This window comes from Kribbella sp. NPDC023972 (assembly GCF_040639075.1).
GTDB lineage: Bacteria > Actinomycetota > Actinomycetes > Propionibacteriales > Kribbellaceae > Kribbella.
The window spans coordinates 338,430-352,006 of record NZ_JBEZZH010000005.1 but is presented as its reverse complement, the minus strand read 5'-3'; the positions used below and the strand labels follow the sequence as shown (position 1 = coordinate 352,006).

Genomic DNA, 13,577 nt, shown 5'->3' with positions numbered 1-13,577 from the left:
GGCATGGTCGAATTCGGAATACAGGTGACGCCGACCCCGGAGATCGGGTTGCATCGGGAGCTGGTCGCGGCGGCGGAGGAGGCTGGGCTCGACCTGGTCGCGGTGCAGGACCATCCGTACGCGCCCAGCCAAATTGACGCGATGGCGCTGATCGGAGATCTACTGGCCAGGACCGAGCGGCTGCGGTTCTTCCCGGACGTGGCACCGCTGCCGCTGCGGCCGCCGGGGATGCTCGCGCAGGCGGCCGCGGCGCTCGACGTGCTGTCGGGTGGGCGGTTCGAGCTAGGTCTCGGGGCGGGCGGGATTCCGCGGGGTATCACCGGTATCGGTGGCCCGGACCGTACGCCGGCCGAGGCGCTCGACGCGTTGGCCGAGGGGATCGGGCTGCTCCGGCGACTGTGGACGGAGCCCGGCCGAGTGGTTGCTGACGGCAAGTACTACCCGCTGAACCTGCGCACCGGACCGCTGCCGGCGCACGACATCTCGATCTGGGTCGGCTCGGTCGGGCCACGGTCGATGCGCCTCACCGGCCGGCTCGCCGACGGCTGGGCCGCCCCGATCCCGCAGTACCTCGGGTACGACGAATGGGCCGGGGCGAACGCGATCATCGACGAGGCGGCCAAGGAAGCCGGCCGGGATCCGGCGGACGTGCTCCGGATCGCCCAGGTGGTCGGGACGATCACCGACGTACCCGGTGACACTGACACCACGCGGGGCGCCGAGCCGCTGCGGGGCACGCCGGATCAGTGGGCGGCCTTCTTCGCGCGGCTGGCGACCGAGCAGCCGTTCCGGACGTTCATCTTCTGGCCGGAGCAGCACGACCTGACCCAGCTCACCCGGTTCGCGGCGGACGTCGTACCGGCGACTCGGGCGCTGCTGGACTGATTACCACGGGTGACGACGCTCCGGATCAGGGGGCCGACTCGACGGTAGGGCTTCCGGACTGAAAACCTGTGCCAGCGGACGGCCACAAACAACCTGGCCCGGCCGCACAATGCAGGGTGAGACACGGAGGCGGGCGATGTTCAAGCGTATCGCAGTGGTGAACCGGGGCGAGGCCGCGATGCGGCTGATCAATGCGGTGCGTGAGGTCAACGCCGAGGGCGGTGAGCCGATCGAGACGATCGCTCTGTTCACCGACGGTGAGCGGACCGCTACGTTCGTCCGGGAGGCCGACATCGCCTACCCGCTCGGCCCGGCGTCGGCCCGTCCGTACCTCGACCTGCGGGTGCTCGAGCGCGCGCTGCGGGAGACCGAGGCCGACGCCGCCTGGGTCGGCTGGGGTTTCGTCGCCGAGGATCCCGCCTTCGCGGAGCTGTGCGACCGGATCGGCGTGACCTTCATCGGGCCGCCGGCCGAGGCGATGCGCAAGCTGGGCGACAAGATCGGGTCCAAGCTGATCGCCGAGGAGGTCGGCGTACCGGTTGCGCCCTGGAGTCGCGGCGCGGTCGAGTCGCTGGACGCGGCGCTGGAGGCAGCGGCCACGATCGGCTATCCGCTGATGCTGAAGGCGACCGCGGGCGGTGGCGGCCGGGGGATCCGGGTGATCCGGTCGGCCGAGGAGCTCGAGGACGCGTACGCGCGGACCAGTGATGAGGCGGCTCGTGCGTTCGGCAGCGGCGTGGTGTTCCTGGAGCGCCTGGTCACCGGCGCGCGGCACGTCGAGGTGCAGGTCATCGCCGACGGTCAGGGCACCGCCTGGGCGCTCGGTGTCCGGGACTGCTCGGTGCAGCGCCGGAACCAGAAGGTGATCGAGGAGTCCGCCTCTCCGCTGCTGTCCGCGGCGCAGGTCGAGGACCTGAAGGCCTCGGCCGAGCGGCTGGCCCTCGCGGTCGGTTACCGCGGCGCCGCGACCGTCGAGTTCCTGTACCACCCCGGGGACAAGACGTTCGCCTTCCTCGAGGTGAACACCCGGCTGCAGGTCGAGCACCCGATCACCGAGCTGACCACCGACTTCGACCTGGTGAAGGCCCAGCTCCACGTCGCCGCCGGGCACCGGCTGGACGGCATCAAGCCGGCCGAGACCGGGCACGCCGTCGAGGCCCGGCTGAACGCCGAGGACCCGGACCGCGACTTCGCGCCGTCGCCCGGGCGGATCGCCGTACTGGATCTGCCGGCCGGTCCCGGCGTACGGGTGGACACCGGGGTGAGCGCCGGGGACACCATCCCGGCCGACTTCGACTCGATGATCGCGAAGATCATCGCCTACGGCCGGACCCGCGACGAGGCGCTGGCCCGGCTGCGCCGGGCGGTGGCCGCGACCACCGTGCTGATCGAGGGCGGCACCACCAACAAGAGCTTCATCCTCGAGCTGCTGGACCAGCCGGAGGTGATCGACGGCAGCGCCGACACCGGCTGGATCGACCGGGTCCGCGGCGAAGGCCGGCTCGTCTCGCACCGGCACTCGGGCATCGCGCTGGTCGCGGCGGCGATCGAGGGCTACGAGGAAGCCGAGCAGGTCGAGCGGACGCGGTTGCTGGAGACCGCCCATGGCGGCCGTCCGCAGGTGCAGCACGAGGTGGGCCGGGCGATCGACCTGAAGCTTCGCGGGGTCGGATACCGAGTGACCATCGCGCGCATCGGTCCGGACCGGTTCCGCGTCGGTGTCGGCAGCGGCTCCGAGTTCAAGGTCGTGGACGCTGAGCTGGAGCGGCTGGACTCCTACTCCAGCCGGCTCGTCGTCGGCGGGCAGCGGTTCCGGCTGGTCACCGCCACGCACGGGCCTGTCCACCTGGTCGAGGTGGACGGTGTCACCCACCGGGTCAGCCGGGACGAAGGCGGCGTACTGCGTTCTCCCGCACCGGCACTCGTGGTCGCGACTCCGGTCCACAGCGGCGGCGTGGTCGAGGCCGGTGCGCCGGTGCTGGTGCTCGAGAGCATGAAGATGGAGACGGTGCTCAACGCGCCGTTCAAGGCCACCGTCAAGGAGTTGCTCGTCGCCACCGGCAGCCAGGTGGAGACCGGTGCACCGCTGGTCCGGCTGGAGCCTGTCGACGACGAGGCCGTGGCGGAGGAGGCTGCGCCGGTGGAGAACGGCGTACAGCTGGATCTCCCGAACGGGTCGGGGGAGAAGTCGGCGGCCGAGCGTGCCGAGCGTGGGCTGGACGACCTGCGCAGCATGCTGCTCGGGTTCGACATCGACCCGCGGGACGAGGGCGGCATGCTGTCCGACTACCTGTCCGCGCGGGCGGAGCTGCCGGAGCCGCCGGTGTCCGCCGAGATCGAGCTGCTGCAGGTGTTCGCGGATTTCGCCGAGCTGAGCCGCAACCGGCCGGCCGGTGAGGAGATCAGCACCGAGAACCGGGTGCACAGCCCGCGTGAGCACTTCCACACGTACTTGCAGAGCCTGGACCCGGAGCGGGGCGGTCTGCCGGCGGAGTTCCAGGCCCGGCTCGGCCGGGTGCTCAGCCACTACGGCGTGACCGATTTCGAGCGCAGCACCGAGCTGGAAGAGGCGGTCTTCCGGATCTTCCTCGCCCAGCAGCGGTCCACCCCGGACGTGCTGTTGGTGATGTCGGTGCTGCAGCGCTGGATCGCCGAGGCGCGGCCGGCCACGCCGCTGGACGAAGGCGCGCACGAGCTGCTGGACCGGTTGGTGCTGGCCACCCAGCTGCGCTTCCCGGTGATCGGCGACCTGGCCCGGAGTGTGCGGTTCCGCTGGTTCGACCAGCCGTTGGTGGACGCGGACCGCGCCTCGGTACTGGCCGGTGTGAGCGACGAGGTCGCATCCCTCGCCGCGGACCCGGCCGCGCAAGACCGCAAGGAGCGGATCGACACGCTGGCGGCCATCCCGGAGCCGATCGTGCGCTTCCTCGCTCAGCGGCTCGAGCGCGGCTGGGGTGAGCGGGAGCCGATGCTCGAGGTGCTCATCCGCCGGCACTACCGCGAGTACGAGCTGCACGACCTGCGTGAGTTCGCCGTCGACGGGCGGCCGTTCGCGACCGCGGAGTACTCGATCGACGACCGGCTGAGCCATCTGGTCACCACGGTCGGCACGGTCACCGAGCTGGCCGACCTGGAGAGCGGGCTGGTCCGGGCGCTGACCGCTCAGGTCGAGGCCCGCCCGGCCGGCCACGAGGTAGTGGCCGAGCTTTACCTGTACGGCCCGGACATGCCCGAGGGGCAGCAGGAAGCGTCGGACACCCTGCGCGCGCTGGTCGACGCGCTTCCGGTCTCCCAGCAGGTACGGCGGTTCACCGTCGCGATCGCACCGGGTCAGGAGCGGCCGGTGTCGTACTTCACCTACCGCCCGGCCGGCGGCTCGGTGGCCGAGGACGACAACGTGCGCGGCGTACACCCGATGGTCGGCCGGCGGCTGACCTTGTGGCGGCTGCACGACTTCCGGATCACCCGGCTGGATGCGCCCGAGGACGTGCTGCTCTACCACTGCGTGGCGCGCGACAACGAGGCCGACCAGCGCCTCGTCGCCCTGGCGCAGGTGCGCCAGTTCGCCGTGGTCCGGGACGAGGACGGCCAGGTGACGTCGCTCCCGCACGCGGAGCGGGCGATCGCGAACTGCCTGGAGGCGATCCGGCGGGCCCGCGCCGAACGCGGCCCGGCCGGTGCGAAGCTGGACATGAACCATGTCTGGGTGCACATCTGGCCCGAGGTCAAGGCACAGGTCGACGAACTGACCGCGCTGCGCCGCAACATCGCCCCGCTGACCGCGGGGGCCGGCATCGAGGAGGTTCTGGTCCAGGGCCGGGTCGCGACGCCGGACGGTTCGGTCAACCTGCTGGCCGCGCGGTTCTGCTACCAGCCCGGTGCAGGTGTCGTCACGTCGGTCGAACAGCCGCCGACCGAGCGGTTGAAGCCGCTCGACGACTACGCGCAGAAGGTCCAGCGGTCCCGCCGTCGCAACACCGTCTACCCGTACGAGGTGGCCGGCATGGTGGCCGGGCCGGGTGGCGTCTGGACGGAGTACGACCTGGACGACGCCGGCGCCCTGGTGCCGGTGGAGCGGCCACGCGGACTGAACAAGGCCGGCCTGATCGTCGGGGTGGTCACCACCCCGACCTCCCGGCATCCCGAGGGCGTCACCCGCGTCGTACTGAGTGGCGATCCGACCAAGGCGCTCGGCGCGGTGGCCGAAGCGGAGTGCTCGCGGATCATCGCCGCGCTCGACCTGGCCGAGCGGATGCGGGTGCCGGTCGAGTGGTACTCGCTGTCCGCCGGTGCCCGGATCTCGATGGACTCCGGCACCGAGAACATGGACTGGGTGGCGAGGGCGCTGAAGCGGATCGTCGAGTTCACCCAGGACGGCGGCGAGATCAACATCGTCGTGGCCGGTATCAACGTCGGCGCGCAGCCGTACTGGAACGCCGAGGCGACGATGCTGATGCACACCAAGGGCATCCTGGTGATGACGCCGGACAGCGCGATGGTGCTGACCGGCAAGCAGTCGCTGGACTTCTCCGGCGGGGTGTCCGCGGAGGACAACTTCGGCATCGGCGGCTACGACCGGGTGATGGGCCCGAACGGCCAGGCGCAGTACTGGGCACCCGACCTGAAGGGTGCGCGGGACGTGCTGATGGCGCACTACGACCACACGTACGTCGTACCCGGCGAAACCGGTCCGCGCCGGGCCGAGACGTCGGACCCGGTGGATCGCGACGTCACGACGTACCCGCACCAGGTCGCCGGCAGCGACTTCCGCACCGTCGGCGAGATCTTCTCGTCCGCGACGAACCCGGAGCGGAAGAAGGCGTTCGACATCCGCACGCTGATGCGGGCCGTCACTGACCAGGACCACCCGGTGCTGGAGCGCTGGGCCGGGATGGCCGACGCTGACACCGCGGTGGTGCAGGACGCGCGGCTCGGCGGGTACCCGGTCTGCCTGCTCGGGATCGAGTCCCGCTCGGTGCCGCGCCGTGGCTTCCCGCCCGCCGACGGGCCGGACACCTACACCGCGGGCACGCTGTTCCCGCGGTCGTCGAAGAAGACGGCCCGGGCGATCAACGCGGCCAGCGGCAACCGTCCGCTGGTGGTGCTGGCCAACCTGTCCGGTTTCGACGGCTCGCCCGACTCGATGCGGAACCTGCAGCTCGAGTACGGCGCCGAGATCGGCCGGGCGATCGTGAACTTCGAGGGCCCGATCGTGTTCTGCGTGGTGTCGCGCTATCACGGCGGCGCGTTCGTGGTGTTCTCCAAGGCGTTGAACCCGTCGATGACAGTGCTCGCGGTGGAGGGCTCGTTCGCGTCGGTGATCGGCGGTGCACCGGCGGCAGCGGTCGTGTTCGCCGGTGAGGTCGACGCCAGGACCGCGGCGGACCCGCGGGTGGCGTCGCTGGCCGAGCGGGTGCGGGAGGCGACCGGGGCCGAGCGGGCCGCGCTGGCGACCGAGCTGGCCGAGGTGCGTACCGCCGTACGGGCCGAGAAGCTCGGCGAGGTGGCGACCGGGTTCGACCGGGTGCACAGCATCCAGCGGGCCGTCGAGGTCGGCTCGGTCGACGCGGTGATCAGCGCGGCCGAGTTGCGGCCCCGGTTGATCGAGGCAATCGCCGCTGGCCTGGCACAAGCTGACTAGCCCACTTAACCTGGAGGTATGCGCCCCGGCAGGGACGGTGGCAACAAAGTTCGCGCACTGGTGACCTTCCTCACCGTGAGCGTGTTGTCAGGCGCGCTGGCGGCGGGGCTGGTGATCCCGTTCGCCGGCCTGGCCGGGATCGGCAGCGAGAAGGTCGTCGAGACGGTGCAGACGCTGCCGCGTGAGCTGGAGATCGAGCCGGTCGCCGTACGGAGCCGGATCCTCGCCGCGGACGGCACGCTGATCGCCACGCTGTACGAGCAGAACCGCGTGCCGGTGTCATTGAGCTCTATCAACCCGATCATGCGCAAGGCGATCGTGGCGATCGAGGACTCGCGCTTCTACGAGCACGGCGCGCTCGACCTGAAGGGCACGCTGCGCGCGATGCTGCGCAACCAGACCGAGGGCGAGGTGCAGCAGGGCGGGTCGAGTATCACCCAGCAGTACGTGAAGCTCAGCCTGGTCGAGAAGGCGCGGACCGCCGAGGAGCGCCGTAAGGCCACCGCGGTCACGTACGAGCGGAAGCTGACCGAGCTGCGGTACGCGATCGCGGTCGAGAGTCAGTACTCCAAGGACCAGATCCTCGAGCGGTACCTCAACCTGGTCAACTTCGGCGACGGCACGTACGGCGTGCAGGTTGCCGCGCAGCACTACTTCAGGACCAGCGCGAAGAACCTCACCCTTCCCCAGGCCGCCCTGCTGGCCGGCCTGGTCAAGAACCCGACCGGTTACGACCCGACCAACGACATGGCCCGGGCGAAGGCCCGTCGCGACCTGGTGATCAAGCGGATGCTCGAGTTGCGGGTCATCTCCGTGCATCAGGCGAACCAGGCCCTCAAGACCCCGGTGATCGACCCGGAGAAGGTCCTCAAGGTGCCGAACGGCTGCGCCAACTCGAAGTACCCCTTCTACTGCGAGTACGTCGTCTCGAAGCTCCTCCAGAATCCGGCGCTCGGCCGGACCGCCAAGGACCGGGACCACTACCTCAAGACCGGCGGCCTGACGATCACGACCTCTCTGGACCGCCGGATGCAGGCGGCCGCCCAGGCGTCGATCAACGAGCACAGCAAGCGAACCGACAGCGCCATCGCGGCCATCACGATCGTCGAGCCCGGCACCGGGCTGGTGAAGGCGATGGTGCAGAGCAGGCCGTACGGCCGCGGCCGCTTCCAGACCGCCTACAACTACAACGTCGAGAAGTCGTACGCCGGCGGGTTCGGCGGGTTCCAGAACGGCTCGACGATGAAGGCGTTCACCATCGCGGCCGCGATCTCGAAGGGCATCCCGCTGGACTATCGGATCAACTCGCCGCAGCAGATCGATCTCAGTGGGAAGCGGTTCCAGACCTGCTCGGGCTGGACCAGGGACCCGAGCTACCGGCCGCAGAACTCGACCCGGGGCGGCAACCTCACGATGGTCGAGGCGGCCCGGTACTCGACGAACACGTACTTCCTCCAGCTGTCGCAGCGCGTCGGCCTGTGCCCGATCGCCAAGATCGCCCAGTCGCTGGGGATGTACAACGGGCAGACCATGGAGCCGCTGGACCAGGTGATCTCCTACACGCTGGGCGTCGGCTACGTGACGCCGTTGATGCTGTCCAACGCGTACGCGACGTTCGCGGCCCGGGGCAAGTACTGCACGCCGCTGCTCATCACCTCCGTGAAGGACAAGGCCCGCCGGCCGATCGAGACTCCCGGCATGGACTGTCAGCAGGTGCTGAAGCCGGAGGTGGCCGACGGGGTGAACCGGGTGCTCAGCGCGGTGATGGAGCCGGGCGGCACCGGCGGCCGGCTGAACTTCGGCAAGTGGGACCTGGCCGGCAAGACCGGAACGATCCAGGAGAACAAGGCCGTCTGGTACGCCGGTTATGCGCCGAACCTGGCCGCGGCCGCCGTGGTCGCCGACGCGAACCTGCCGTACACGAACCTGATGTACCGCCACACTCTGAACGGCCGCGACATCTCCGACCCCACCGGCTCCGGTACCGCCGGCCCGCTCTGGCAGACCGCGATGCAGGGCGCGCTCAAGGGCATGCCGCTGCGCCGGTTCGTCGCTCCCACGGCGATCGCGGCCGCCGGCGACCGCAAGGAGATTCCGCCGGTCAACGGCATGAGCCCGGACGAGGCCGCGGACCGGCTCCGCCAGGCCGGCTTCGACGTCGTCATCGCCGAGGACCGGGTCGACTCGCCGGAGACCGAAGGCACGGTCGCCTACACCGACCCGAGATCCCGCGACGGCGCCCCGGCGGGATCCCTCGTCACCATCTATCTGTCCGACGGAAACTGAGGCGCTTTCAGCACTTTCAGGTGCTTTCGGCCACTTTCGTCGCTTCAGAGGGGGCGGAGGTCGGTGCCGGGGATCCAGGAGACGCGGCCGTCCTTGTCCCGGACGCGGCCGATCCACTCGCCGTTGTCGCGGATCCAGACGTCCAGCTCGCCGTTGTGCCACTGGGCGCGCTGGACCGGCTGGGCCGGATCCACCTTCCGGACGGCGTCGGCCGGTCGCGGGCCGTGAGCGTCGTACTGGACGTCGAGATCGCTGGCTATCCGGTGGGCCTCCGACTCGTCGTCGATGTCTGTTGCCCGCCACCCGTTGACCGCGCCGTCCCAGACGCCGAATCTGCCCGATCCGTCGTCAGAAGGTCGCACCGTGAACCGCCCAAGCATGTCTTCAGATTAGCGCTACTTCGAACACATGTTCTAGTCTTGTGGTCGACGGAGGTGTGTGCGATGGGCTACGACAATCCGTCGATTCGAGGGCGCCACAGGGCGAGACAAGGAGTCAGGCGATGACGCATCCGCGGTGCATACGTCACACCAAGCCGTCGCACTCAACTCGGGAGGCGTTGTGAAGCTCCTTCTCACATCCGGAGGCGTTACGAACGAGAGCATCCGCGATGCGCTGGTCGATCTGCTGGGCAAGCCGATCTCCGAGTCCCGTGCGCTCTGCATCCCCACAGCGCAGTGGGGCCACCCGATGCTCGGGCCCGCCTCGGTGCGAAGCTCCGTCGCCGGCGAGCCTCCGTTTCACATGATGACCAGCCTGGGCTGGGCGACCTTGGGCGTCCTGGAGCTCACCGCGCTGCCCAGCATCGGCGAGGAGCGGTGGGTGCCGTGGGTCCGAGAGGCCGACGTGCTGCTGGTGGACGGCGGCGAAGCGACCTACCTGTACCACTGGATGCGACAGTCAGGGCTGTCGGACGTCATCTCGTCGCTACCCGAGACGGTCTGGGTGGGGCTCAGTGCCGGCAGCATGGTGATGACGCCGCGGATCGGTGACGACTTCGTCAACTGGCCTTCCGCGCCGGACGACCGCACGCTCGGGGTCGTCGACTTCTCGATCTACCCGCACCTGGACCACGAACTCATGCCGGGGAACACCATGGCCGATGCGGAGAGATGGGCCACCGACATCGCAGGTCCGGCGTACGCGATCGACGACCAGACCGCCATCAAGGTGACCGACGGCACCGTCGAGGTCATCTCCGAAGGACACTGGAAGGCCTTCCCCGCAGAGCCGTCGGCTGCGTCCACGATGCAACCGCCCAGGTCACCCACCGAAACTCAGTTCGGAGCTTAAGGGAAAATATGTTCTAGTCTTGTGGTTGACGGGAGGTGGGTGCGATGGGCTACGACAATCCGCCGATCAAATGGTCCGAGCTGGAGCGCAAGCTGTCGGACCGCTCACGGCCGGGCAGTCACGGCAATCGCCCGGTAACCGCCGACGGTGGCGACAGCCCGGCGTGGTCGCAGCACCGCGGGCCGTATGTACCGCTCGCCGCCCGTCGCCCGGAGCACGCGGTTCCCTACGCGGAGCTGCACGTGCACTCGAACTTCTCCTTCCTGGACGGCGCGTCGCAGCCGGAGGACCTGGTCGAGGCCGCGGTCCGGCAGGGGTTGCACGCGTTGGCGCTGACCGATCACGACGGGTTCTACGGCGCGGCCCGGTTCGCCGAGGCAGCCGCGGCGTACGAGTTGACCACCGTGTTCGGGGCCGAGCTCTCCCTCGGCCTGACCGGCCCGCAGAACGGTGTGGCCGATCCCGAGGGCAGTCATCTGCTGGTGCTGGCGGAGGGCCAGGAGGGGTACCACAAACTGGCCGGCGCGATCACCGAGGCGCAACTGGCCGGTGGTGAGAAGGGCCGCCCGGTCTACGACCTGGACGATCTCGCTGAGCGTGGTCGTGACCACTGGCTGATCCTGACCGGCTGCCGGAAGGGCCTGATCCGGCAGGCCTTGGAGCTTGGTGGGTACGCCGACGGTCCGGCCGCCGCGGGGCGCGAGCTGGACCGGTTGGTCGGCCTGTTCGGCAAGGACCGGGTGGTGGTCGAGCTGATCGACCACCACCTGCCGACCGACTCGCCCCGGAACCAGGTGCTGGCCGGCCTGGCCGCGGACCGCGGGCTCCCGATAGTTGCCACCAACAACGTCCACTACGCCACCCCGGCGCAGCACAAGCTGGCCGCCGCGCTGGCCGCCGTCCGGGCCCGGCGGGACCTGGACTCGATGGATGGCTGGCTGCCGCCGGCCGGGATGGCGTTCCTGCGGTCGGGCGCCGAGATGACCGCGCGGTTCCAGAAGTTCCCGGGCGCGGTGGCGCGGTCGGTGACCCTCGCGGACCAGTTGGCGTTCGACCTGGCCCGGGCGAAACCGAAGCTGCCGTTGCGGGACGTGCCGGAGGGACACGACCCGATGTCCTGGTTGCGGCACCTCACCTTCGAGGGCGCCGCGTTGCGGTACGGGACCCGCGAGGAGCGCCCGGATGCGTACGAGCGGCTGCAGCGGGAGCTGGACGTCATCGAGGAGAAGGGCTTCCCGGGGTACTTCCTGATCGTCGAGGACATCGTCCGCTTCGCGCACGACCACGGAATCCTGTGCCAGGGCCGCGGCTCGGCGGCGAACTCGGCGGTCTGTTACGCGCTCGGGATCACCGCGGTCGACAGCATCCTCTACAACCTGCCGTTCGAGCGGTTCCTCGCCTCGACCCGAACCGAGGAGCCGGATATCGATGTCGACTTCGACTCCGACCGCCGGGAGGAGGTGATCCAGTACGTCTATGAGAAGTACGGTCGCCGGAACGCGGCCCAGGTGGCGAACGTGATCAGCTACCGGCCGAAGTCCGCCGTCCGGGACATGGCCAAGGCCCTCGGGTACTCGGTCGGCCAGCAGGACGCGTGGTCGAAGCAGGTGGACGGGTGGAGTCCGGAGATCACCTCGACCGAGCACGACATCCCGCCGCGGGTGGTGGAGATGGCGACCACGTTGCTGAAGTTCCCGCGGCATCTGGGCATCCACTCCGGCGGGATGGTGCTGACCGAGCGGCCGGTGGGGGAGGTGGTGCCGATCGAGCACGCCCGGATGGAGAACCGCACGGTCCTGCAGTGGGACAAGGACGACTGTGCCTGGATGGGGCTGGTGAAGTTCGACCTGCTCGGGCTCGGGATGCTGGCCGCGCTGCAGTACTGCATCGAGCTGGTCCGCGAGCATCTGGGGGAGTCGTGGCTGCTGCACACGATCCCGAAGGAGGAGGCCGGCGTCTACGACCAGCTGTGCCGGGCGGACTCGGTCGGAGTGTTCCAGGTGGAGTCGCGGGCACAGATGGCGACGCTGCCCCGGTTGAAGCCACGGAAGTTCTACGACCTGGTCACCGAGATCGCGCTGATCCGGCCCGGCCCGATCCAGGGTGGCGCGGTCCATCCGTACATCCGGCGCCGGACCGGGGAGGAGCCCATCACCTACCTGCACCCGAAGCTGCGGCCGGTGCTGGAGCGGACCATGGGCGTGCCGCTGTTCCAGGAGCAGCTGATGCAGATGGCGATGGCGGTCGGCGAGATCGACGGTGACGAGGCCGACCTGCTCCGGCGTGCGATGGGATCGAAGCGCGGGATCGAGAAGATCTCGTCACTGAAGGAGAAGCTGTACGCCGGGATGGCCCGCAACGGGATCACCGGGGACCTGGCCGACGAGATCTACGACAAGATCGAAGCCTTCGCGAACTTCGGTTTCGCCGAGTCCCACTCGATCAGCTTCGCCCTGCTGGTCTACTCCAGCACCTGGCTGCGGTTGCACTACCCGGCCGCGTTCCTGGCCGCGTTGCTCCGGGCCCAGCCGATGGGGTTCTACTCACCCCAGTCCCTGGTCGCCGACGCCCGCCGTCACGGTGTGGAGGTACGCCGGCCCGACCTGCATCTCTCGGGTGTCGACGCAGGCCTCGAGCAACTGGTCGACGGGCAGCAGCTCACCGGGCCGACCGGCTCGCCGGACTGCCTGGTGGATCCGCAGCCGTTGGTCGGTCCGTTCGACCCGAAGGCGCCGTTCGACTCCACCTTGCATCGTCGCGACGGCGCGTTCGCGGTCCGGCTGGGGTTGTCGGAGGTGCGCACGATCGGCGAGAAGGGTGCGAAGCTGATCGTCGAGGAACGCGACCGCGGTGGGCCGTTCAGCGAGATGGCCGACCTGGTCCGGCGGACCGGGATCACCGCCGTGCAGGTGGAGGCGCTGGCCACGGCCGGGGCCTTCGACTGCTTCGGGCTCGATCGCCGGCAGGCGTTGTGGGAGGCCGGCCGGGCCGCCGAGGAACGTCCCGGTCAGCTCGCCGGGATCACCGCCGCCGGCCCGCCGCCCACCCTGCCCGGGATGACCGACATCGAGTCCGACATGGCCGACCTGTGGTCGACCTCGATCACCACCACCAGCCACCCGATCCAGCGCATCCGCGACAAGCTGCGGGCCGAAGGAATCCTTTCCGCCGCCCAGCTCCGCGAGGCGCCCGCGGGCAGCCGGGTCCGCGTCGCCGGTGTCGTCACCCATCGGCAGCGCCCGGCCACCGCCTCCGGCGTCACCTTCATGAACCTCGAGGACGAGACCGGCATGGCGAACATCGTCATCACCGTCGGCTGCTGGCACCGCCACGCCACCGTCGCCCGAACCGCCGGCGCCCTCATCATCCGCGGCCGCGTCGAACGCGCCGGCGAAGTCACCAACCTCTCCGCCGACCACCTCCAACGCCTCCCTCTATCCGCCAAAACCACCTCCCGCGACTTCAGGTGACC

General features: G+C 69.8%; 6 protein-coding genes. 5 read left to right on the top strand and 1 reads right to left on the bottom strand.

The window, feature by feature from the left end:
* The first annotated feature begins 3 nt into the window (after positions 1–3).
* The 3 genes from AB0F43_RS22295 (at position 4) to AB0F43_RS22285 (ending at position 8,812) form a co-directional block, all read left to right on the top strand.
* The gene (locus AB0F43_RS22295) at positions 4–885 is read left to right on the top strand and encodes an LLM class flavin-dependent oxidoreductase (protein WP_360479825.1); all 882 of its coding nucleotides are present in this window, start codon (positions 4–6) and stop codon (positions 883–885) included.
* A 136-nt stretch (positions 886–1,021) separates the two neighbouring features.
* On the top strand, positions 1,022–6,526 hold the full coding sequence (locus tag AB0F43_RS22290; RefSeq protein WP_360479822.1) for a carboxyl transferase domain-containing protein: 5,505 nt from the start codon (positions 1,022–1,024) through the stop codon (positions 6,524–6,526).
* A gap of 18 nt (positions 6,527–6,544) precedes the next feature.
* Entirely contained in the window at positions 6,545–8,812 is a 2,268-nt protein-coding gene (locus AB0F43_RS22285; RefSeq protein WP_360479819.1) for a transglycosylase domain-containing protein, read from the top strand.
* 44 nt (positions 8,813–8,856) lie between these two features.
* On the opposite strand, the gene AB0F43_RS22280 is transcribed toward AB0F43_RS22285, so the two are convergent.
* Positions 8,857–9,192 (bottom strand): hypothetical protein, encoded by a 336-nt coding sequence (locus AB0F43_RS22280; RefSeq protein WP_360479816.1) that lies wholly within the window; start codon positions 9,190–9,192, stop codon positions 8,857–8,859.
* A 181-nt stretch (positions 9,193–9,373) separates the two neighbouring features.
* On the opposite strand from AB0F43_RS22280, the gene AB0F43_RS22275 reads away from it, so the two are divergent.
* Both AB0F43_RS22275 and AB0F43_RS22270 read left to right on the top strand, forming a co-directional pair.
* Entirely contained in the window at positions 9,374–10,105 is a 732-nt protein-coding gene (locus tag AB0F43_RS22275; RefSeq protein WP_360479813.1) for a Type 1 glutamine amidotransferase-like domain-containing protein, read from the top strand.
* A gap of 44 nt (positions 10,106–10,149) precedes the next feature.
* Positions 10,150–13,575, top strand: a complete 3,426-nt coding sequence (locus tag AB0F43_RS22270) for an error-prone DNA polymerase (protein WP_360479810.1) — start codon at positions 10,150–10,152, stop codon at positions 13,573–13,575.
* The last annotated feature ends 2 nt before the right edge of the window (positions 13,576–13,577 follow it).

Bases quoted from the DNA above. Each gene is read 5' to 3' on its own strand.
- AB0F43_RS22295 (WP_360479825.1), top strand. From the start codon at position 4: ATGGTCGAATTCGGAATACAGGTGACGCCGACCCCGGAGATCGGGTTG.
- AB0F43_RS22290 (WP_360479822.1), top strand. From the start codon at position 1,022: ATGTTCAAGCGTATCGCAGTGGTGAACCGGGGCGAGGCCGCGATGCGG.
- AB0F43_RS22285 (WP_360479819.1), top strand. From the start codon at position 6,545: ATGCGCCCCGGCAGGGACGGTGGCAACAAAGTTCGCGCACTGGTGACC.
- AB0F43_RS22280 (WP_360479816.1), bottom strand. From the start codon at position 9,192: ATGCTTGGGCGGTTCACGGTGCGACCTTCTGACGACGGATCGGGCAGA.
- AB0F43_RS22270 (WP_360479810.1), top strand. From the start codon at position 10,150: ATGGGCTACGACAATCCGCCGATCAAATGGTCCGAGCTGGAGCGCAAG.